Source organism: Citrobacter sp. T1.2D-1 (assembly GCF_950098555.1).
Lineage (GTDB): Bacteria > Pseudomonadota > Gammaproteobacteria > Enterobacterales > Enterobacteriaceae > Citrobacter_A > Citrobacter_A telavivensis.
The window spans coordinates 137775-158136 of sequence record NZ_CATNHH010000003.1; the positions used below are offsets into that span (position 1 = coordinate 137775).

Sequence of the window (20362 nt, forward strand, 5' to 3'; positions counted from 1 at the left end):
GACGACACAATGACACAACACGAATCGGCGGATAATTCTCGCGGCCAACTCTTTATTGTACCTACTCCTATCGGGAATTTGTCTGATATTACCCAGCGTGCGCTCGAAGTGTTACAAGCTGTTGATTTAATTGCCGCTGAAGATACTCGCCATACCGGATTATTATTGCAGCATTTCGCGATTAATGCCCGACTGTTCGCCCTGCACGATCATAACGAGCAGCAAAAAGCAGACACGCTGGTGGCGAAGTTGAAAGAAGGACTGAACATCGCGCTGGTTTCCGATGCCGGGACGCCGCTGATTAACGATCCGGGTTACCACCTGGTACGCAGTTGTCGTGAGCAGGGCATCCGCGTCGTGCCGTTGCCAGGGCCCTGTGCGGCGATTGCCGCATTAAGCGCGGCGGGATTGCCGTCCGACCGCTTCTGCTATGAAGGCTTTTTACCCGCGAAATCAAAAGGACGTCGTGACGCGCTGAAAGCTATCGAAACCGAACCGCGCACGCTGATTTTCTATGAGTCCACGCATCGCCTGCTGGACAGCCTGGAAGATATGGTCGCGGTGTGGGGCGAATCCCGTTACGTGGTGCTGGCGCGCGAGCTGACCAAAACCTGGGAGACAATTCACGGCGCACCGGTGGGTGAACTGCTGGCGTGGGTTAAAGAGGACGAGAACCGGCGTAAAGGCGAGATGGTGCTGATTGTGGAAGGACACAAGGCGCAGGAAGACGAACTGCCTGCCGATGCCCTGCGCACCCTCACGTTGTTACAGGCCGAGTTGCCGCTGAAAAAAGCCGCAGCGCTGGCGGCAGAAATCCACGGCGTAAAAAAGAACGCGCTGTACAAATATGCGCTGGAGCAGCAGGGATAATCCGGGAAACACGCTGCAGCAAAAGAAAAACTACAGCGTGTCAGAATGAGAGGGAGGGTTATCGATCTGAATAACGCGAGCCATCCAGTAAACATGTCGTATTGTCATGCAGCCACAAAAACGAGGCCGGAATTGCGGTCGTCACGGCGGTGGTCAGGTATTTTTCAACAGCGGCCTGTTTTCCTTCTCCGGCAATCAGCAGCAATATTTCCTTTGCATTGAGGATCTCCTTCAGGCCCAGAGTGATACCGTGCGTCACCGGACGACCGGCCGATTTAAGCATGTCGTGGTGACGCGTTTGTTCATCAAGCCTACTGATATGGCAAAACGGTTCCAGCGTGCTTCCCGGTTCGTTCAGCCCCAGATGACCGTTCTTGCCGATGCCCAGTACGCATAAATCGAGACCGCCCCGGCTGGCAATCAAATCCGTCACGCGCTCGCATTCCGTCTCGTCGATATTTTCTGACTGAAAACCGATCAGCTGTTCCGGGCGCAGGCCAAGCGGTTGCACGATGTGCTGTTGCAGGAAGGATTCACAGGTGCCCGGCGTGTGTAAGGGCATTCCCACCCACTCATCAAGCTTCACAAAGGTCACGTTGCGGATATCAACATGACGCTGCTGTATTTTCTCGACCAGGAAACGATAGGTCAGTTCAGGCGTCGCGCCGGTCGCCAGGCAGATCGTCGCGTCAGGTTTGTTATGTATTACCTGAATTAACCGTTCGCTGGCGCGATCGCTGAGTGCGTCATAATGGTCGCAGTACTGTATGTATTGCATCTGTCAGTCATCCTTTTGACGAGGGGCGCACGCACAGTCGCGCCCGTGCGGTTTACAAAATGCCAAGTGCGGAAGAGACGATAGAAAGCACAAAGGTGACGCCGATTAACAATACCGGATGCGCTTTTTTCACCCGCAGCAGGTAGTACATCAGCAGCGTGTAGCCCATCGGTAAAATGTTCGGGAAGACCTTATCAAAGAAGTCCTTTTGCAGTGCCACGTTGTGTGTGCTGTCGATGGCAAAAGAGGTCACGACATCGATATGAACGTAGGAGGCGATCAGACCGCCAATCACCGTGATCCCGAGGATCGTTGCCGAACGGGCGATCATCTGCGAGTTTTCCCTCACCTTATCAATGGCTTTTACCCCGACCGAATAGCCGACGTGAGTCCAGCCGACGCGCAGGAAAAAGATCATCAGATAGACGGCGAAGAACAGAATCGGCCCCAGCAAATTGCCCTGACTGGCGAATGAGGAGCAGATCCCCGCCATAATCGGCAGCAAGGTGAACCAGAAAATGGCATCGCCAATCCCGGCGATGGGGCCAAACAGCGCCACTTTCAGACCCTTGATGGTGTCGCGGTTTTCTCCTTTCTCTTCCATTGAGATCAGTAAGCCCATCAGGAAACCGACGAGGTTCGGGTGGGTATTGATAAATTCCAGATGATCTTTCATGGCCGCACTCAGACCCGGCTTATCATCTTTGTAGATTTTTTTCAGAATCGGCAGCATCGCCCAGGTAAAGCCGCCCGCCTGCATCCTTTCATAGTTAAAGCTCGCCTGAAGAAGGGAAGAGCGGAAGCCAAGACGGGTAATGTCTTTTTTACTGATTTCAGATCCCATTGCTGTAATCCTCTTCATCATCATTTTTACGGGCGACAGGCTGGGGTTGCGCCTGCTGTTTAGCTTTGGCATTGAAAAATTCGTACACGGCGAAGCCCGCGCCGAGGACGGCGACCGGGAGTAGATTGTTGACCTGGATGTAGCACACAAAGAGGAAGCCGGCGATCAGGTAAGGAATGTACTGCGCTTTGAACATCACGCGCAGCAGCAGACCAAAACCGACGGCAGGCAGAATCCCCCCCGCGACTTCGAAACCATGAGTCAGCCAGGCCGGCATGGCTTTCACCAGCGCCTGCATGGCACCCTGCGCCAGATAGGTACACAGAAACGCGATAATGGCGTATGAGCAGGCGACAATCAGCGTTGTCAGCCAGTTCAGACGTGCAAATGCGCGGGTATTGGCTTCTTTAGCGCAGTTGTCGGCCCTGGACATGAACAGGGAGAAGGCGGAATAGAAGAACAGAATCACGTATTGCATCAGCAGGCTGAACGGCAAACCGAGGCCGATGGCGGTTTTGGCATCCACGCCGGTAGACCAGGCGATCACCGTGGTCATCAGCCCCGCCATGATGGGGTTTGGCGGTTGTACGCCGCCGGCGGGCGTCAGACCGGCAAAGGCCAGTTCGGTCAGACCGCCGGTGATCAAACCAATATGAATATCGCCAAGGATGGCGCCAGTGAGCGTACACACAATAATCGGTCTGAATAAGAACAGGGCTTCCAGCCAAAAATCGATTCCCAGAAAGAAGACTAATGCAGCAAGGGATATCCCTTGTAAAAGTGTTATTTCATGCATTTTGAAAACCTCATGTAAATAAGTCCCTTTAATATGAAAACATTGGCTTGTTATTTACTCCGGGATCGCTTCTTTTTGATCGCCAGGGACATCCTGAATAAAAATGTTTACGCCGTGTTTCTTAATGAACTGCAGATCCTGAAGATCCTGCTCATTGACATAAACCTTGCTGCTAATCTGCTTTTTACCTTCCGAGAAGTGCATATTGCCGACGTTCACGTCGTTGAGCGTGATACCGCCTTCGAGCAGCTTTCTGACCGTTTGCGGGGTGCGGCAAATCAGGAATATCTTCTGGTGCGGCGCGGCCTTACCGATGACATTGATGGTTTTTTCTATAGAAAAGAAACGGATGCCGAAACCGTAGGTTTCTGCGGTGATGCCCATTAATTTCTGCTGAATCTCATCCTGAGCGACATCATCATCCACGACAACCAGCAGATTGGCACCGATTGTCGATGTCCAGGTGACGCCCACCTGACCATGCACCAGTCGGTTATCAATACGCGTTAACAGGATATTTGGACTACCCATTCTTAAATCCTCACCATAAAATAATAGAATGACAGAACTTGTTGAAATATATTATTGTTACCGTAACGCATTCATGAATTTATTCAGCGTGATGTAATCTCTTTATTCTCCCCCGCTATCTGGTCAGAAAGCGCTACCTGATATTAATCAGATAACGCTTCTGAATATGATGTTGAAACAGGACGACTTTAAATTAAATCGGAATCAGCCACTAATTTGTTAGCCGAACCGCAAACCGTGATTTTACTTCTCACGACCTCTTTCATCGCATCCATACCGACACGCATGTAATAGCGCGGATCGTTGCCCTGTGGGTTGTCAGCAAACCACGCTTTCACGGCATCGGCGAAGGCAATTTTCAATTCGGTAGCGACGTTAACCTTACACACACCCAGCTCTATCGTGCGGCGTACATACTCGTCAGGCACATCGCTCGCACCGTGCAGCACCAGCGGAATATCCACCACTTCACGGATTTCAGCCAGGCGCTGGAAATCGATTTTCGGTTTTTTGGTGTAGAGGCCGTGTGCGGTGCCGATGGCGACAGCAAGGCTGTCGACGCCGGTCAGCTCAACAAAGCGTTTGGCCTCTTGCGGATCGGTCAGAAAGGCGCTTTCTGCATCAACGCTCATGTCATCTTCGACGCCACCCAGGCGTCCCAACTCCGCTTCTACGCTGCAATCGCGGGCGTGGCAGAAATCGACAACCGATTTCACCAGCTTCACGTTTTCCTCAAACGGGAAATGGCTACCGTCGATCATGGCGCTGCGTACTCCGGCGTTCACCTTATGGCGAATGTCGTCCAGTGATTCATGATGATCGAGATGCAGCGCCAGCGGCATAGCGTAGGTGGTGGAGTAGGCGGTGCACAGCGCGTAAAGCTCCTCCAGCGCGATATGTTTAAAGGTGCCTGGCGTACCGGCGAGGATCACCGGTGATTGCATTTCGCTACACACTTCGAGGATCGCCTGGATAGTCTCGGCGTTATGAATGTTGAAGGCCGGTACGGCGTAGCCTTTTGCCTGAGCATCCTGCAGGAGATACTTCGTAGAAATGATACTCATGATCGGATCCTCTTAAGCCTGCCACGGGTGAATAACGACGCCCTGCACGACGCGGTTGACCGTACCGCTGCGGGAAGGGTTATCCGGGGTATTACCGACATTAATGGACTGGGTGAGCGCAAAGACCTGGGCATACATCAGGTAGCAGAAAGCCAGCTCGCTATCGATAAAATGACGCGCGGGGGGTAACAGAATGTGCGGGCCAGATTCGATGATGGAATCGCTTTCGGCCGCGATAGCGATAACGCGCATTGCCTGACCATCGCGACGCAGCTCCGCCAGCAGATCGAGATCGTACTGCCGTGTGTAAGGGTGGCTGGAGATGTACACCACGATCAGCGTTTCGTTATCCACCAGTGATTTCGGACCGTGACGGAAGCCGGTTGGCGAGTCGTAAAACGCGGCCAGCTTACCGGCGGTCAGCTCAAGTACTTTCAGGGCCGACTCACGCGCAGCACCCTGTAATCCACCGCTACCGAGATAGACGATCCGTTTCCAGGCACCATTGCCAAACACGCCGTGGCTGAAATCACCCAGTGACGACAGGATAGTCTGGCAGCGATCCGCGACATCGCGGAAGGTCCGGCTGTTGATGAGTTTCGGTGCGAACACCGCCAGGCAACTGGCCATCATAGTGGTAATACTGCTGGTCATCGCAAACCCGCGATCGTGCGTTTCTGTCGGCATCAGCAGGGCAAAGGCGTTATCGCTTGCAACGGCGTTCTGGTACAGGCTGCCTGCTTCATTGCAGGTGATCGAAAGGTGGTAGCACTCAGGGACGAACTGGTTTGCCAGTTCCACTGCCGCAACGCTTTCCGGGCTGTTGCCAGAACGGGCAAACGAGACCAGCAGCAGCGGATGCGCCGGGTTCAGATAATCCATCGGATTGGTGACCAGATCGGTGGTCGGTACTGCGCTGATGTTTTGCCCGGTGTGGCTGGCAAGCCAGGGCGCGATTATCTCGCCAATGAATGCCGAGGTGCCAGCCCCGGTGAGGACGATCCGCAGATCGCCTTTACGTAGCAGTGGCGCGAGAAAATTGTCGATCGCGGTACGAATCGCGTCAATGTTCGTCAGCGAGCGGATCCAACTGGCAGGCTGCTGGCGGATCTCTTCTTCAGTCCAGGTTCCGGTTGTTGCAGCAGCAGGGGTATAGGTTTCTGGCATAACGTAAGTCCTTAGTCTTGTGAATTCCACATCAGACGCTGGCAAAATGTCGCTATCTTTCGTTTCGTTTCACTTGTTCACATGATCGATTGATTAAAATTTATAGGAAAGAAATCGAAAGTTCAATAATGCAAAATGAAATAAAACGAAAAGTGTGATCGATTGTACGGTGAGGTTTTTTATCTTATTGATCTGTAATGATTCTCTGCCACCATCCAGGAATGGGGGTTTTCTTAATCGAAAGGAAAAGAAAGGCCTTACGATTCATGATCGAAGGCCAGGGAGGAAAAAAGGGTCAAAGGGGGAGGAGCTGACCCTGAATCCAAATCTGTTGTAAATGCAGTCCGCTATCGAGGGCGATCGTGCTGGCGCGTTTGCCTGGGGCTAACGATCCTGAGTGGCTGTCGATCCCCAACAGACGCGCTGGATGGAGCGAGGCCATATGGATAGCATCCTCAGGGGCGATGCCTGTCAGTTCGACCATATTGCGCACTGCCGCATCAACCGACAACGTACTGCCCGCCAGGCCACCGGATGCGGTTCGCACGATACCTCCGTGCATTTCGACTTTTTCACCGCACAGCGTGTAGTTTCCGTCGGGCATACCGGCGGCCTGCATCGCATCGGTTATCAGCACCAGCCTCTCTTTTGCACAGCAGCAACAGAGCGTCATGGCCGCCGGATGGACGTGGTGCCCATCGGCGATAAGTTCCAGCCACGCGCGCGGGTCAGTGAGTCCTGCGCCGACCATCCCGGGCTCCCGGTGATGAAGCCCGGTCATGCCGTTGTAGCAGTGCACGAGTCCGTCCGCGCCCGCGTCAAAGGCGGCGCGGGTTTGCGCCCAGCTTGCCGCGCTATGCCCCAACATCACCCGCACACCCTGCTGCCTGAGATGGCGAATCGCCTGCAATGCCCCCGGTTTTTCCGGTGCCAGCGCCACCACGCGCAGGGTCTGTCGCGAAATGGCGATCAGCTCATCCAGCTCCGCAAGGTCCAGTTCCCGAAACAGCTCCGGGGGATGGGCACCCTTATTCTGCGGCGTGAAGTATGGCCCTTCCAGGTAACTTCCCAGCACCTGTGCGCCAGGCCCGCCGCAATGATAGCGCTGGGCAATACGCTCCAGCGCGCGATGAATCGTCTTTAGCGGCGCGGTGACGGTGGTGGGGAGCCAACTGGCAACCCCTTCACGCGCTTTGTGAATCGCCAGCTTATCGAGCGCATCCGGTTCGTCGTCCATCACATCGACTCCCGCGCCACCGTGGACGTGGATGTCGATATAGGCGGGACAGAGTAGCTCGGCATCGCGCACGGTGATGCCCGCCGGAATCGGCTCGATTGCCGTGATGACGCCTTCTTCAACGCGCAACTGGTGATCGTCCAGCCACCCTTGTTCGGTGAGCAGGCGTCTGGCACGCAAAACCTGCGTCATATTCCTTCCTCGATGGGGTGCTCCTCGCGACAGCGGCCCAGTTCATCTACCAGGCTGGTCAGACCGCGATGCCCACATTCCAGCGCCTGCACACGAAATGCCTCGCTGCTGAGCCCTTCACGATCCAGTACCATTTCCAGCAGTAGTTGCAGGTTAGTACCAGTAATCACTTCCCGGCCTGGTTTCAGCATCGCAAGCGTTGAGGCGACGCGAAACGGTGTGCCGCCGAGCAGGTCGGTCAGGAAAACGATATCTTCCTCACCGTCCAGTTGCTCAATCGCCTGCTCAAGCTGCGAGGTGAGCAGCGCGGTGGTGGAGGTTTCCGGAAAGTCGATAGCGATGAACTGCGACTGCTCGCCAAGGATCTGTTTCATCGCTTTTTCCATACCGCTGGCAAACCCACCGTGCCCCGTCAAAATAATACCTAACATCGAAGACCTCTTTGCTTTACAGGAAGTGACAGAACTTGCCGACAACACCCAGCACCACGGTGATACCGATAAGGCGCAGCGGACTCCAGCCGCGACGGACCAACCAGAACATCGTCAGGGTATAGACCAGCGGTAAAAAGGCGGGCATCAGCTTGTCGATAACGTCAGCCTGGAGCTTGACGACGGCATCACCCGCCTTGATTTCGAGCGTAGTGTTCAGGCGCACATAGGTCGCGACGAGCGCGCCGATCACCGTCATCCCGACGATAGACGCCGCGTGGCCCACTTTCTTCGTATTGGCCTTGATGAGTGGAATGGCGGCGACCCCCATACGGTAAGCATAGTGCGCCAGGCCAAAACGCAGAGCCAGATGGACCACGTTAAACAGCACAATGAAGACCACCGCGCCGAGGATAGAGCCCTGCAAGGCCAGACTGGCCCCGATGCCGCCGCAAATAGGCAGTAGCGTTAGCCAGAACATCGCGTCGCCAATCCCGCCGAGCGGTGCGCCAACGGCAATTTTGGTGCTCTGAATACTGTTAACGTCCTGCTTTGAGCGTTCCATCGCCAGGATGATGCCAATCACAAACGTCACCAGGAAGGGATGGGTATTGAAGAAGCCCATGTGACCTTTCATGGCGCGCGCCAGGTCGCGTTTATTGGTGTGGATCTTTTTCAGTGCAGGCAGCAGACCATACAGCCAACCGGAAGCCTGCATACGTTCGTAGTTAAACGACGCCTGCAACAGCATGGAACGCCAGGCGACCCGGTTGATATCTTTTTTGGTCAGCTCTGCGCCAATACTCTGATCTTCATAGATGTTTTCGTTTACGCCGGAAAGCAGCGTTTCTTCGCTGTCGGAAACAGTCGGAAGAGTTTGTTGATTAGATGCCATCTTCGAATTCCTCTTTCTGGGCCGCAGGTTGGGTCGGTTCAGGTGATTTACGCAGCAGGTCGATCAGCGCCATGGCCAGCGCCGCGGCGGCGATAGCCAGTACCGGCAGCTTGAGCCAGGCGGCCCCCACGAAACCGATGATAAAGTAAGGGATATAGACGTTTTTCATCATGATTTTCAGCAGCACGGCAAAGCCGATGGCTGGCATGATGCCGCCCGCGACGCCGAGGCCGTCAATCAGACGTTCCGGAAGGACATCAATGGCTGTTTTCGCGTGCTCTGCACCGAAGTAAATCGGCAGGAACGCGCAGAGAAAATAGAAAATCCCCAACGCCAGTAACGCCAGATAGTTAACCCGTTCAATGCCGGCAGTATCGGCATTCGCCGCCATGCGATCGCAGCGGGACATCACCCCAGACATCACGGAGAACAGGAACGTAATCCCCATCTGTACTGCCACAGCAAACGGCACGGCAACGCCCACGGCGACATCCGGTTTCACCCCTGTCGTAATGGCGAACGTCGTACCCACGATGGTGCCGATAATGACGTTTGGCGGTTGCGCGCCCGCCAGCGGGGCGAGCCCCATCCACACCAGCTCCAGCGTACCGCCGGTTAAAATACCGGTATGCAGATCGCCCAGAATCAGGCCGACCAGCGGCCCAAGCACCACCGGGCGGTGCATGTGTGTTAATCCGTTGAACATATCCAGGCCCGCAATAAAGGCGAGGATACCTAATGCAAAAGCCTGTAACAGACTAATTTCCATGGTGAAGGCCTCAGATGAGTTTAAAGAGATCCTGCGCGGGTTCTGTCGGAACGCCCTGAACGAAGCATTCCACCCCGGCGGCTTTCAGGCCGTTAAACGCCGTAATATCGGTCGTGTCGACAGAGACCGTTTTGGCAATCTGCTGTTTGCCATTGGCGTAGTGCATATTTCCTACGTTGACTCGTGTAACAGGAACCCCACCTTCGACCAGCCTGAGGAAGTCGGTGGGTGATTTGCAGACCAGCAAAATCTTCTGTCGGTCAGCGGCGCGGTGAATGTTGTCGATCACTTTTTGCAGTGACCAGAAACGTACGGCGATCCCTTCCGCCAGCACCATCTCCATCAGGTTTTGCTGCACGGTGTCTTCCGCCACCTCATCGTTGGCAACCAGCACCAGATTTGCCCCCGCAAATCCGACCCATTGCACCCCGACCTGGCCATGAATGAGCCTTTCGTCGATACGGCTGAGTACAATATTTGGCATAGCGTATTCCTCTTTTTGTTATTTGTTCTGGGACGTTACGCCCTGGCAGGCGGCATGGTACTGCTGCAGTATGTCCTGAATGTGGTTGATGATGAGTTCTCGCGGTGTGGCATTGAGATCTCCCTCGCGCACTTTTACGTACTGTAACGGCATATACTGGCTAATGAGCGGCAGTGGAATCGGCTCATCCGCCAGATTGCGCACCAGTCGTTCAAATGCGTCATCAATCTGGCTGTCTGGCCAGTAGTAACGAACACGATCGGAATAGCTGTAGCCGCGCGCCAGACGACGGGTGTTGCCATCGCCGTGGTAGTGACTCTGCCAGTATTCCGGACGATCGAGCATGACGCTCTCAAGGACATGACGCAGGTCGGAACAGGCTTTTGCCGGGAGCAACTCTTCTTCAATGGCGGCCAGCGAGAACAGCGCTTCGCGCAGGGCGAAGGTCAGGGCCGGGCCGACTTTCAGGATGGCAAAGTGATCTTTCACTAACTGGCGCAGTGACTGCGGCGTTTGATAGTCTGTGGAGTGCGCTTCAAAGACCAGCGTGTCATACGCCTCTACCATCTTGCTTAACGCGACGGCTTTCTGCGGTTGATAATCAATGATGTGGGTATGGTCGAACTCAACGCCGGGTTGCACTACCAGCGCGATGATGCGCGGCCAGACATCGTCGAGTCCCTGTTTTTCAAAAGCGTGACGATGGGCTTCCAGCGTCGCGCGCGCGGCCTCGGGCGTGGTCACTGCCAGTTCGGTTAACGTCTCATGGGCACCGCCCGGTACCGGCACTTCAGTACCAATCACATAGACGAGATCCGACTCACCAAAGTGGGCGATGCAGGTCTCTTCGGCTATTTTCGCCAGGCGCGCGGCGCGTTCCGCGACGATGGCATCGGTCAAGGGTACGGGATCGCCCTGGCAGGACATGCTGCAGTCGAGGTGGATTTTTTTGAATCCAGCGGCGACATAGCTTCTGATCAGTTCATCGGCATGGGCCATTGCCGGTTCTGCGGCCAGATTTTGCCAACGGTTGGGACCGAGGTGATCCCCCCCCAGAATCAATTGTTCCTGAGGGAAGCCAAGCGAGTCAGCCAGTTGGCAGACAAAATGGCGAAAATCGGTTGGGGTCATGCCTGTATAACCGCCAAACTGGTCAACCTGATTCGAGGTTGCTTCAATCAGCAGCGGCGAGTGATTTGCCTGCGCGTAACGTATTGCGGATTCCAGTACCAGCGGATGCGCGGAACAAACGGCGTAAATTCCGATTGCCTTACCTCGTTTATGCTGCTCCACCATATCAGTCAGATGTTTCACTTTCCTCTCCAGATCGGGTAACTGCGACTTGCAATCTTTCGTTTTGTTTCAATTGATACTGCATCATGGTCTTATAAAAATAAAACGAAAGATAATAGTTTTCCGATCTGTTTCACAAAAGAAACATAATGAAAGCATTCAGCCGACGTTTTCACCCTTCCGGGCGGCTTTTTTCGGCTTGCATTCCGACAAAAGAAAGGCGTTAATAGGCAAAACGAAATGAAACGAAAGAATTAGCCAAAGGATTTCTTATGAGCAATACCGATGCTTCTGGAGAAAAGCGGGTGTCAGGCACCAGCGAAAGACGTGAGCAGATTATCCAGCGGTTGCGGCAGCAAGGAAGCGTACAGGTGAACGATCTTTCGGGATTGTTCGGCGTTTCCACGGTGACGATCCGCAACGATCTGGCGTTCCTGGAAAAGCAGGGGATCGCCGTTCGCGCCTATGGCGGCGCGTTGATTTGCGACAGTAATACGCCGGGCGCGGAGCCTTCCGTCGAAGATAAAAGTTCATTGAACACGGCGGTGAAACGCAGTATCGCCAAAGCGGCCGTGGGGCTTATCAAACCGGGTCACCGCGTGATCCTGGACTCCGGCACGACGACGTATGAGATTGCGCGCCTGATGCGTCAGCATACCGATGTGATAGCGATGACCAACGGGATGAACGTCGCTAATGCTTTACTGGAAGCGGATGGAGTGGAGCTGCTGATGACCGGTGGTCATCTGCGTCGGCAGTCGCAGTCGTTTTACGGCGACCAGGCCGAACAATCGTTGCAGAATTATCACTTCGATATGCTGTTTCTGGGCGTCGACGCCATTGATTTAGAGCGGGGCGTCAGTACCCACAACGAGGACGAAGCCCGACTGAATCGCCGGATGTGTGAAGTGGCGGAACGGATTATCGTGGTCACCGATTCCAGCAAATTTAACCGCTCGAGCCTGCATAAAATTATTGATACTCAACGTATTCATACCATCATCGTCGATGAAGGCATCCCGGAAGAGAGCCTGAAGGAGTTTCATCGCAGCGGCGTTGAGGTCATTATCGTTTAGGTGGCGTCGTTAAAATTCAAAATTGTGATGTCCTTCAATTAAACAAAAAGAAAAATGTCAGCGGGTTTTTTACGAACCCGCTTTCGTTTTTTCACTGATTTTTCGTCCCAGTCTCCCGCTCACCTGTCCTGCACGCTTTTCGATCTTTCGCCTTTCCCACTTTCGGTTTAGATAAAACGAAAGAAAAAGCGGTGTTTTTGCCAAAATCCGCGCTGTAGACGTGTTCACAAATTCGCCTTAAGTCTTCTGATTTAATATATTTAAAAGAAAACGAAAGCGATAAATCGCTAAAACATAACAACATGCAATGGAGCAAAAGCAATGCTGGATAACTTAAGACGTCGCGAGCAAATAATTGACCTGTTATGCGATCAAGGCAGCGTTCGTGTCGAACCCCTCAGTGTGCATTTCGGCGTCTCAAGCGTCACGATCCGCAATGACTTACGTTATCTCGAGCAGAAAGGCTGCGTCATGCGCTCCTATGGCGGAGCCGTGTTAAATCAACATTTTGCCCTCGATCGTCCCTTGCAGGATAAAGATCGACTGAACCGCGATGTGAAATCGCGCATTGCGGAAAAGGCGGCCAGCTTTGTGAAAGATGGTGACACGTTGATTCTTGATTCCGGTTCGACCACAACGCTTATTCCTCCGCTGCTGAAAAGTCGCCGCGATCTGGTGGTGATGACCAACGCGCTGAACATTGCCTGGGAACTGGCCAATTTTGAACGTGTGGATGTCATGATCCTGGGGGGAAATGTCAGGCAAAGCGTTTACTCGCTGTATGGCCCTTCGGCGGAACATCAGCTCAGACAGTATCGGTTTGATAAGCTTTTTTTGGGCGTCGATGGATTTTGTCTGGAAGCCGGGATCACCACGCCGCATCCGGGAGAAGCGCACCTTAACCAGGTGATGTGTCAGGTGGCGCAGGAGGTCACGGTGGTGGCGGATTCCAGTAAGTTCGGCCGCAAGAGTTTTTGCATGATCAGTGAAATCAACGGTATTGATCGGGTGATTACCGACAGCGGTATCCCGGCGCATTACCATCAGGCGCTCAGCCAGATGGGGGTGGATGTCGTTATCGTGGATGAATAAGGGACGTCGCCGGCAAAACGCGTTTTTGCCGGCGACGTCTTAGTGCATCAGCGCATCCTGTTCGACCAGCAACAGAGCAGCACCGCGTACGCCGCTGGACGCGCCATGCACGGCCGGGAAGACGTTAGCGGGAGCCAGTCCGGGGAAGAGGTAGCGCGACATGGCACCCGGCAGTAGGGTGTAAATTTCCTCAATGTTGGAGACACCTCCCCCCAGAACAAAGGCGTCGACGTCCAGAATGAGCTGCAGTTGCGCCAGCGTACAGCCCAGCATATCAATCCACGCCTCAACGGTGGCGACGGCGCTGGCGTTGCCATGACGGTAGTTTTCCAGCAGCGTCTCCATTTTGAGCTGCTCACCGCTTAAGTGCTTATGCAGCCAGAGTAAACCGGGCCCGGACTGGTAGCGCTCCAGACAGCCCTGTAGGCCGCAGCCGCACTTGATTTCCGGCAGGTTATAGCGACGCATAAAGGTGGCGGGGAGCGGTAGATGACCAAACTCGCTGGCCATCCGATTGCGCCCACGATATAACTGCCCGTCGATCACCAGTCCTCCCCCCATGCCGGTGCCGATAATCGCACCAAAAATTCGTGAGAACTGACGAGCCTGATGAGTATGCGCTTCCGACAGCGCGAAGCAGCAACAGTCATTATCCAGCGCCACCGAGCGGTTGAGTCGATGCGCCAGATCGTTCATCACCTGACGCCCGGTCAGGCAGGGGACATTCGACGACAGCAGCTTTCCGGTATGCCTGTCCATCAATCCGGGCATGCCAATACCGATTTTGCCCTGCATCCCCGTTGCCCAGTCGGCTGTATCGATAAGCGAGGTAAAAGTCGAGAGAAAGAGTTCGTAATCCTGAACCGGCGTGGCCACGCGCTTGCGCCAGCGAACCTGCATTTCCTTATCAAAGGCGACAATTTCAGTTTTTGTGCCACCAATATCAACACCGTAAAACATGCCACATCTCCTCGAACTTCACAGTGTAACCAGACAGTTTTCCTTGCGAGCGCGCTCTGCGGCAAAGACCATTAAGTGACTTTCCAGTGCTTCATCGGGGCCGGAGAGAATCATACTTTGATCGCCCGCCATCACGGCGTGAATAAAGCGATCCATCAGATAGTAGTCACCGCCGCCGTGGCCTCCCATCTGGGTTTGTGTGCCTGCGGCGATCTCTTCGATCGCGTAGACCGTCTCGCGGTCCGTCAGAAAATCAAACACCCGGATCTGCTCGCCATTGCCCTCGAGATAACCTTTCGTACCGAAAAGCCGCGTCTTTCGATCTTCCATGCGGGTAAAGGCGGTCATGGTGAACGTGACGGTTTGTTGATGGGCAAAGCGTAAGTTGACCACCTGATGATCCACCACGTCGTTATCACAGCGATAAACACAGCGGCCATACGGCCCCTCGCGCAGCGCCTGGCGGACGTTTTCCTCTGTGGGATCCGCCGTCAGCACGCGACGGAAATGCGGCGTGCATTTGTGATCCTCGCCAAGATAAATTTTGCAGGCTGACCAGGGGCAGGTCGCTTCAACCTGGCAATCCAGGCAGCGATCGGCGGCACCCTCCGGCTGGTTCTCCTTCACGAAATGGCTCAGGTTGCCAAATGAGGTCACATCCTGACAGTGGTCGCCCATGATGTAGCGGATCCAGTCCATATCGTGGCAGGATTTTTGTAGCAGCATAAACGACGATTCCGCTTCATTACGCCAGTTACCGCGCACGAAAGAGTGCGCCTGGTGCCAGTAACCCACCGGCTCGAGATGCTGCATGCTGACAATATCGCCAATCACCCCGCTGTCGAGCAGGGACTTGAGTTTCTGCGTGTAGCGGGTGTAGCGCAGAACGTGGGCGACACCCAATAAAACGTTGTTGCGCTTCACCGCAGCAATGATGGTGCGACAATCTTCCGGCGTGGGGGCGAGAGGCTTTTCCAGTAAAATATGATAGCCGAGGTCGGCAAACGCGATGGCAGGCTCTTTGTGCATTGTATCCTGAGTGCAGATCAGCACGACGTCTGCCATTCGCGGACGAGCCGCCGCCGCTTTCCAGTCGTTAAAGATATTTTCCTGCTCAATATTATGCTGAGCGACAAATTGTTGGCGATACGCCTCTCTGGGCTCTGCCACGCCGACAACCTGCATACGGTCCGGATGTTCAAGCGCGTAACGAGAATATATTTCGCCGCGCGCGCCTGCGCCAACCACTAATACGGTCACTTTCTTTGCACACATATAAACCTCTCATTTTGCCCTCGCCTGAATTCGCGTTGTTCTGCGTCGTGGGGCATGAAAAAACAAACGGATATTTTTTGCGCCAGCCAATGACGTACGCGACATCAGGACCTGGCTAAATTTTCTTCATCCTGCTTGTCGAACAAAAAGGCGGCGTCAAGATTGAATTTCACCTTGATCGATTCGCCGGGGAGAGGGTTCCAGTCCGGTGACGAATTGACTCGCAAGATCATTAGCTGTGCGCCGATATTGAAATGCAGGAGATCTTCATTGCCCATTCTTTCCACGTTGGTTACCCGGGCGTCGAACGCCGCAGGATCGTTGTGCTGCGCCAACTGAATCGCCTCTGGCCGGATGCCAAACCAGACGCTGTCGTGCGGATAATCCGCCAGTTGGGAGGCGAGTCGTGCGGTTAAGGGCAGGATCAGCGCGTCATCCAGACGGAGTCCGCGCGTATCGGGATCGAGTGCCAGAAGATGAATATTCATTGCCGGGTTACCGATGAAACCCGCCACGAATTTATTTTTTGGCTGATGGTAGATATTGCCCGGGGTGTCGACCTGCATAATCCGTCCGCCGTTGAGTACACAAATGCGGTCTCCCATGGTCATTGCTTCAATCTGATCGTGGGTGACATACACCATCGTCGCGTTCACACCTTCGTGACGCAGCTGGCGATGAAGTTCCGTCAGGCGCACGCGCATGGACACGCGCAGTTTGGCGTCGAGATTGGACAGCGGCTCATCAAACAAAAACACTTCAGGCTTACGAACAATGGCCCTGCCAACGGCCACGCGCTGGCACTGTCCCCCTGAAAGCTGACCGGGCTTTTTGTCGAGTAGCGTTTCGATTTCCAGTTTGCGCGCGGCGTCCCGTACGCGAACATCAATCTCCTGCTTGTTCATTTTGCCCTGCAGGCTGAACGCCATATTTTTGTAGATAGTCATGTGGGGATAGAGGGCGTAATTTTGAAAGACCATCGCCACGCCGCGCTCTTTTGGCAGCAGATCGTTGACGCACCGTTTGCCAATTGAAATATGACCCTGAGTAATATCTTCCAGTCCGGCGATCATGCGCAGCAATGTTGATTTTGCGCAGCCGGACGGCCCGACAAAAACCATAAATTCGCCATCATGAATTTCAAGATCAACGCCATGAATCGCCTGGAAGCCATTCGGATAGATTTTGCCTACTGACTGTAATTGAATGCCTGACATAACAATGCCCCTTATCCTTTAATTCCGGCACCGGCGATGCCACGAATGAAATAGCGCTGGAAGAAAATATAAAGTAACAACATGGGGATAATCGCGAGTAACGCCCCGGCCATGAGCATGGGGTACTCCACCCCTGAACGGCCGGAAAGCGAGGCCAGTCCTACTGGCAGCGTCATTTTGTCCATCGACGTATTGACGATGAGCGGCCACATTAAGTTATTCCAGCTCCACAACCCGTTAATAATGACGCAGGCGATAAGCCCGGGTTTAATCAGCGGCAGCATGATTTTGAAAAAGATCGTTAAATGGTTATATCCATCCATAATTGCCGCTTCTTCCAGTTCTTTCGGTACGGACAGAAAAAACTGACGCAATAAAAAAGCGCTATAAATACTGAATAACCCCGGCAGCACCAGACCGGGAATCGAGTTCAGCAGGCCTATTTTTTCGATCGTTAAAAACTGCGGGATCAAAAAGATCTGTCCGGGGACCATCAGAATCGAAATGCAGAGCATAAAGAGGATATCGCGCCCTTTAAAACGCAGGCGGGAGAAGCCATACGCCGCCATCGCGGCAATCAGCGTCTGTAAGATGACGATGACCAGCGTGGAAACGATCGAGTTAAAATAAAAGCTGCCAAACGGCATCTCATGCAAGATTTTATCGTACGCCTGAAACCCCGGATTGGCGGGCAGCAGGATTGGCGGGAAGGCAATACTTTCCGCCTGGGTTTTAAACGAGGTGATTATCATCCAGAGAAAGGGAACCACCGTGACCAGCGTTGCCAGGATCATCAGGCCATAAATCAGCCATTTATCACGTTTTGTCATGAACATAGTGGTTGCCTTACTGTGCCTTAAGCCGTTTGCCTATCCATACTTGCAGCAGGGTCAGTACCATCGTGATAACGAAAATCACCACGGCAATCGCTGAGGCGTACCCTTTTTCATGGTAGATAAAGGCATATTTATAAAAGAGATAAGCGATGGTCATGGTCTGATCGTCCACCATGGAAGAACTGCCAAACAGCAGATACACCACATCGAATATTTGCAGCGTTTCGATAAACGAGATCACCAGAACAAAAAACAGCGTCGGGATCATCAACGGCAGGGTAATTGACCAGAAGCCGCGCAGTTTACTGATGCCATCCAGAGACATAGCTTCATAGATTTGCCTGGGGATCCCCTGCAGTCCGGCGAGTAGAATGATCATCTTCAGGGCAATAGCCGACCAGATAATGACCAGTGACGCGCTCAGACGGACAATATCCGGATCGGACAGCCAACCGATGGCAGGGATATCGAAATAGGCCAGGATCTGATTGAGCAAACCGAAATTACGGTTCATCAACCACTGCCAGACCATCGCAATGGCGGCTGGCATTGTGACGGCCGGAAGAAATAACAGCGTGCGGAACAACCATTGACCACGAATCGCCTGGTTTAAACCAATGGCCAGCAGTAAAGACAGTACCGTGATCGCCGGTACACAAATAAAGACGTAGGCCAGCGTGTTAAATATGGCTGAGCGGAATTCATCATCGCTGAATAAATTAATGTAATTATCCAGACTGATTGTCGTCCAGATCTGAAATTCGCCCAGATCGGTAAAACTGTAAAATACGTTCTGGAAGAACGGCGTAAAGTAAAAAATAACTAATCCCGCCAGTAGCGGCAGAATCATTATCCACCCCCAGAAACGTTCTTCTTTTTCCAGTCGGGTCAGGGATTTCTTATTGGGTTCCCTGGCCGATAACGGCGGAGATGTCGCTTCATCTGAATAGCTCATACAGACTCCGGGATGCTCACTTTACAAACAATAAATGGGTTTACGCAGGAGAGGTGAGAGGGAGCCGGGCTCCCTCAATATTATTTCTGCATTTCACGCTCAACGCGTTTTGCAACACCGGGCATCACTTGTTGCGGATCATTCCCCATCCAGACTTTCTTCAGCCCATCGTTAAGAATGCTATTCCATTTCGCGGTATTGGAACCGGCAGTGGGATATTTATGGGAAAACGCCAGTGAATCGATATAGGCGGAGACATCGATATCCTTAAAGCCTTCAGCCCACGCTTTGGCGACTTTCTGATTGGCCGGAATCACCACTTTACCCGCAGCCAGCGTTTGCTGGGCATGTTCAGAACTCATAAATTCAATGAACTTCCAGGCCGCTTCTTTATGTTGGCTTTTGGCCGACATGGCGAATGCCAGGCTATGCGAGACGCCAGCCAGTTCTGCCATTTTGGGCATCGGGACTACGCCAATATGATCTTTGATCAGTTCGTTTTGTGAGAAGGGTAGCGCCCACCATGAGCCCGCGTAGACCATTGCGACTCTGCTGGACTGGAAGACATCGGATGCTTCCATTTCACCTGGGGGCTGGATCAGTCCCGCTTTCAGCATACCCTGAACGTCGCGATACACCGCGATCGCGTTGTCATTGGCAACATCCGTTTTACCCTCGGGCAGGACAATCTTATCGCCGGCCTGTAACAGCAGGTTAAAATAGCTGTCCTGACCGCTGCTGAATTCCATTGCCAGTGGATAAGATTGTTGATCCAGTTTTTTACGTAGCTGTTCTGATTTCTGTTTTAAATCGTCCCACGTCCAGTTTTTATCGGGATAAGCCACGCCCGCCTGATCAAACATTTTTTTGTTATACCAGACGGCAATGGCGTCGATATCACGAGGTATAGCGTATTGTTTTGACTGGAACTGATAAGCATCGACGGAACTTTTCACAAAGTCATCAAGGTTGGGCGATGATTTATCTTTTAAATAAGGGGTCAGTGGTTCCAGCATACCGTTTTTAACGTACTGCTGAAAATTCGGCATATTCATCCAGAATACATCCGGCGCAACATTTCCCCCGACCGCTGAACTGAGTTTTATGAAATATTGATCATAAGGCGTTAGCTCGATTTCAACTTTCACACCGGGGTTATTTTTTTCAAACTCATTAACCAGTTGCTGTTCGCCGGGAAGTTGATTTCGATCCCACAGCGTGTAGCGTAATTTAATGGGTTTATCTGTCGTCTGGCCTTCAGCACTGGCGATAGCCGGTGCCGTCAGTAAACATGTAAAAAGGCATGCCAGGGCGACATTATTCTTATTTAAGGTATACATAACTTCCCTCTTTATTCGGGTCAGAATGTCGGTGAGGTAAATTACAGAAGCCATTGAATATTCTGTTTAACAAAGGGGAAAGTCAAAGGGGGAAAAATGAGGGGATTATCGCATTAAAACCGGTGGCGCTTTCGGTAGGTTTCTCTTTTATCAAAACGAAAATATAACTTTATTTTATACTGGATTGTTTCTTTTAACTTTCAAATGGTTAAGTCGTTTTTATCTATCGAAAACGAAAATAGGAGCGAGGTAAAAAAAAC

At 53.0% G+C, this 20362-nt stretch carries 21 protein-coding genes; 3 read left to right on the plus strand and 18 right to left on the minus strand.

Annotation, left to right across the window (positions count from 1 at the left end; genetic code table 11):
- The first annotated feature begins 9 nt into the window (after nt 1-9).
- The gene (rsmI, locus tag QQZ17_RS05380; RefSeq protein ID WP_152406124.1) at nt 10-870 is read left to right on the plus strand and encodes a 16S rRNA (cytidine(1402)-2'-O)-methyltransferase; all 861 of its coding nucleotides are present in this window, start codon (nt 10-12) and stop codon (nt 868-870) included.
- Between the two features lie 58 nt (nt 871-928).
- Here the strand turns inward: rsmI and QQZ17_RS05385 are convergent, their stop codons facing one another.
- From QQZ17_RS05385 to kbaZ, 12 genes are all read right to left on the minus strand, one after another.
- Nucleotides 929-1648, minus strand: a complete 720-nt coding sequence (locus tag QQZ17_RS05385; protein ID WP_152406123.1) for a galactosamine-6-phosphate isomerase — start codon at nt 1646-1648, stop codon at nt 929-931.
- A 52-nt stretch (nt 1649-1700) separates the two neighbouring features.
- Nucleotides 1701-2492 (minus strand): PTS galactosamine transporter subunit IID, encoded by a 792-nt coding sequence (agaD, locus tag QQZ17_RS05390; RefSeq protein WP_042325161.1) that lies wholly within the window; start codon nt 2490-2492, stop codon nt 1701-1703.
- Nucleotides 2482-3288 (minus strand): PTS galactosamine transporter subunit IIC, encoded by an 807-nt coding sequence (agaC, locus tag QQZ17_RS05395; RefSeq protein ID WP_046487635.1) that lies wholly within the window; start codon nt 3286-3288, stop codon nt 2482-2484. The genes agaD and agaC overlap by 11 nt, the downstream gene beginning before the upstream one ends.
- A gap of 54 nt (nt 3289-3342) precedes the next feature.
- Nucleotides 3343-3819, minus strand: coding sequence for a PTS galactosamine transporter subunit IIB (gene agaB, locus QQZ17_RS05400; protein ID WP_046487632.1), 477 nt, complete (start codon nt 3817-3819; stop codon nt 3343-3345).
- A gap of 188 nt (nt 3820-4007) precedes the next feature.
- Nucleotides 4008-4883, minus strand: coding sequence for a tagatose-bisphosphate aldolase subunit KbaY (kbaY, locus tag QQZ17_RS05405; RefSeq protein WP_152406122.1), 876 nt, complete (start codon nt 4881-4883; stop codon nt 4008-4010).
- Nucleotides 4884-4895: 12 nt separating this feature from the next.
- Entirely contained in the window at nt 4896-6050 is a 1155-nt protein-coding gene (locus tag QQZ17_RS05410) for an AgaS family sugar isomerase (protein ID WP_152406121.1), read from the minus strand.
- 295 nt (nt 6051-6345) lie between these two features.
- Complete coding sequence (gene nagA, locus QQZ17_RS05415) at nt 6346-7479, minus strand: N-acetylglucosamine-6-phosphate deacetylase (RefSeq protein WP_152406120.1); 1134 nt, start codon at nt 7477-7479, stop codon at nt 6346-6348.
- A complete protein-coding gene (gene agaF / locus QQZ17_RS05420; RefSeq protein ID WP_042325173.1) occupies nt 7476-7910 on the minus strand; it encodes a PTS galactosamine/N-acetylgalactosamine transporter subunit IIA in 435 nt (144 codons plus the stop codon). Before agaF ends, nagA begins: the two co-directional genes overlap by 4 nt.
- Nucleotides 7911-7926: 16 nt before the next feature.
- Entirely contained in the window at nt 7927-8805 is an 879-nt protein-coding gene (gene agaE, locus QQZ17_RS05425) for a PTS N-acetylgalactosamine transporter subunit IID (RefSeq protein ID WP_046487621.1), read from the minus strand.
- A complete protein-coding gene (gene agaW, locus QQZ17_RS05430) occupies nt 8795-9574 on the minus strand; it encodes a PTS N-acetylgalactosamine transporter subunit IIC (protein WP_061076209.1) in 780 nt (259 codons plus the stop codon). The genes agaE and agaW overlap by 11 nt, the downstream gene beginning before the upstream one ends.
- A gap of 10 nt (nt 9575-9584) precedes the next feature.
- Entirely contained in the window at nt 9585-10058 is a 474-nt protein-coding gene (gene agaV, locus QQZ17_RS05435; protein ID WP_152406119.1) for a PTS N-acetylgalactosamine transporter subunit IIB, read from the minus strand.
- 18 nt (nt 10059-10076) lie between these two features.
- On the minus strand, nt 10077-11372 hold the full coding sequence (kbaZ, locus tag QQZ17_RS05440) for a tagatose-bisphosphate aldolase subunit KbaZ (protein ID WP_152406118.1): 1296 nt from the start codon (nt 11370-11372) through the stop codon (nt 10077-10079).
- Between the two features lie 251 nt (nt 11373-11623).
- Here kbaZ and QQZ17_RS05445 point away from each other — a divergent pair, with 251 nt between their 5' ends.
- Nucleotides 11624-12427: a DeoR family transcriptional regulator gene (locus tag QQZ17_RS05445; protein WP_152406117.1), complete on the plus strand. Its 804-nt coding sequence runs from the start codon at nt 11624-11626 to the stop codon at nt 12425-12427.
- A gap of 321 nt (nt 12428-12748) precedes the next feature.
- Complete coding sequence (gene agaR / locus QQZ17_RS05450; RefSeq protein ID WP_046487608.1) at nt 12749-13519, plus strand: transcriptional repressor AgaR; 771 nt, start codon at nt 12749-12751, stop codon at nt 13517-13519.
- 39 nt (nt 13520-13558) lie between these two features.
- Here the strand turns inward: agaR and QQZ17_RS05455 are convergent, their stop codons facing one another.
- The 6 genes from QQZ17_RS05455 to QQZ17_RS05480 all read right to left on the minus strand — a co-directional run bounded on the left by QQZ17_RS05455 (nt 13559) and on the right by QQZ17_RS05480 (nt 20102).
- Nucleotides 13559-14479, minus strand: coding sequence for an ROK family protein (locus QQZ17_RS05455; protein ID WP_152406116.1), 921 nt, complete (start codon nt 14477-14479; stop codon nt 13559-13561).
- A gap of 18 nt (nt 14480-14497) precedes the next feature.
- Nucleotides 14498-15754, minus strand: a complete 1257-nt coding sequence (locus tag QQZ17_RS05460; protein WP_152406115.1) for a Gfo/Idh/MocA family protein — start codon at nt 15752-15754, stop codon at nt 14498-14500.
- A 104-nt stretch (nt 15755-15858) separates the two neighbouring features.
- The gene (locus tag QQZ17_RS05465; RefSeq protein WP_152406114.1) at nt 15859-16971 is read right to left on the minus strand and encodes an ABC transporter ATP-binding protein; all 1113 of its coding nucleotides are present in this window, start codon (nt 16969-16971) and stop codon (nt 15859-15861) included.
- An 11-nt stretch (nt 16972-16982) separates the two neighbouring features.
- Nucleotides 16983-17807, minus strand: coding sequence for a carbohydrate ABC transporter permease (locus tag QQZ17_RS05470; RefSeq protein WP_152406113.1), 825 nt, complete (start codon nt 17805-17807; stop codon nt 16983-16985).
- 10 nt (nt 17808-17817) lie between these two features.
- Nucleotides 17818-18762 carry a carbohydrate ABC transporter permease gene (locus QQZ17_RS05475; RefSeq protein WP_152406112.1) on the minus strand — a complete coding sequence of 315 codons (945 nt, stop codon included), beginning with the start codon at nt 18760-18762 and terminating at the stop codon, nt 17818-17820.
- Between the two features lie 80 nt (nt 18763-18842).
- Nucleotides 18843-20102 (minus strand): ABC transporter substrate-binding protein, encoded by a 1260-nt coding sequence (locus QQZ17_RS05480; protein ID WP_152406111.1) that lies wholly within the window; start codon nt 20100-20102, stop codon nt 18843-18845.
- Nucleotides 20103-20362: the final 260 nt, after the last annotated feature.

Coding starts and splice junctions, on each gene's coding strand:
- rsmI (WP_152406124.1), top strand. CDS start 10: ATGACACAACACGAATCGGCGGATAATTCTCGCGGCCAACTCTTTATT.
- QQZ17_RS05385 (WP_152406123.1), bottom strand. CDS start 1,648: ATGCAATACATACAGTACTGCGACCATTATGACGCACTCAGCGATCGC.
- agaD (WP_042325161.1), bottom strand. CDS start 2,492: ATGGGATCTGAAATCAGTAAAAAAGACATTACCCGTCTTGGCTTCCGC.
- agaC (WP_046487635.1), bottom strand. CDS start 3,288: ATGCATGAAATAACACTTTTACAAGGGATATCCCTTGCTGCATTAGTC.
- agaB (WP_046487632.1), bottom strand. CDS start 3,819: ATGGGTAGTCCAAATATCCTGTTAACGCGTATTGATAACCGACTGGTG.
- kbaY (WP_152406122.1), bottom strand. CDS start 4,883: ATGAGTATCATTTCTACGAAGTATCTCCTGCAGGATGCTCAGGCAAAA.
- QQZ17_RS05410 (WP_152406121.1), bottom strand. CDS start 6,050: ATGCCAGAAACCTATACCCCTGCTGCTGCAACAACCGGAACCTGGACT.
- nagA (WP_152406120.1), bottom strand. CDS start 7,479: ATGACGCAGGTTTTGCGTGCCAGACGCCTGCTCACCGAACAAGGGTGG.
- agaF (WP_042325173.1), bottom strand. CDS start 7,910: ATGTTAGGTATTATTTTGACGGGGCACGGTGGGTTTGCCAGCGGTATG.
- agaE (WP_046487621.1), bottom strand. CDS start 8,805: ATGGCATCTAATCAACAAACTCTTCCGACTGTTTCCGACAGCGAAGAA.
- agaW (WP_061076209.1), bottom strand. CDS start 9,574: ATGGAAATTAGTCTGTTACAGGCTTTTGCATTAGGTATCCTCGCCTTT.
- agaV (WP_152406119.1), bottom strand. CDS start 10,058: ATGCCAAATATTGTACTCAGCCGTATCGACGAAAGGCTCATTCATGGC.
- QQZ17_RS05445 (WP_152406117.1), top strand. CDS start 11,624: ATGAGCAATACCGATGCTTCTGGAGAAAAGCGGGTGTCAGGCACCAGC.
- agaR (WP_046487608.1), top strand. CDS start 12,749: ATGCTGGATAACTTAAGACGTCGCGAGCAAATAATTGACCTGTTATGC.
- QQZ17_RS05455 (WP_152406116.1), bottom strand. CDS start 14,479: ATGTTTTACGGTGTTGATATTGGTGGCACAAAAACTGAAATTGTCGCC.
- QQZ17_RS05460 (WP_152406115.1), bottom strand. CDS start 15,754: ATGTGTGCAAAGAAAGTGACCGTATTAGTGGTTGGCGCAGGCGCGCGC.
- QQZ17_RS05465 (WP_152406114.1), bottom strand. CDS start 16,971: ATGTCAGGCATTCAATTACAGTCAGTAGGCAAAATCTATCCGAATGGC.
- QQZ17_RS05470 (WP_152406113.1), bottom strand. CDS start 17,807: ATGTTCATGACAAAACGTGATAAATGGCTGATTTATGGCCTGATGATC.
- QQZ17_RS05475 (WP_152406112.1), bottom strand. CDS start 18,762: ATGAGCTATTCAGATGAAGCGACATCTCCGCCGTTATCGGCCAGGGAA.
- QQZ17_RS05480 (WP_152406111.1), bottom strand. CDS start 20,102: ATGTATACCTTAAATAAGAATAATGTCGCCCTGGCATGCCTTTTTACA.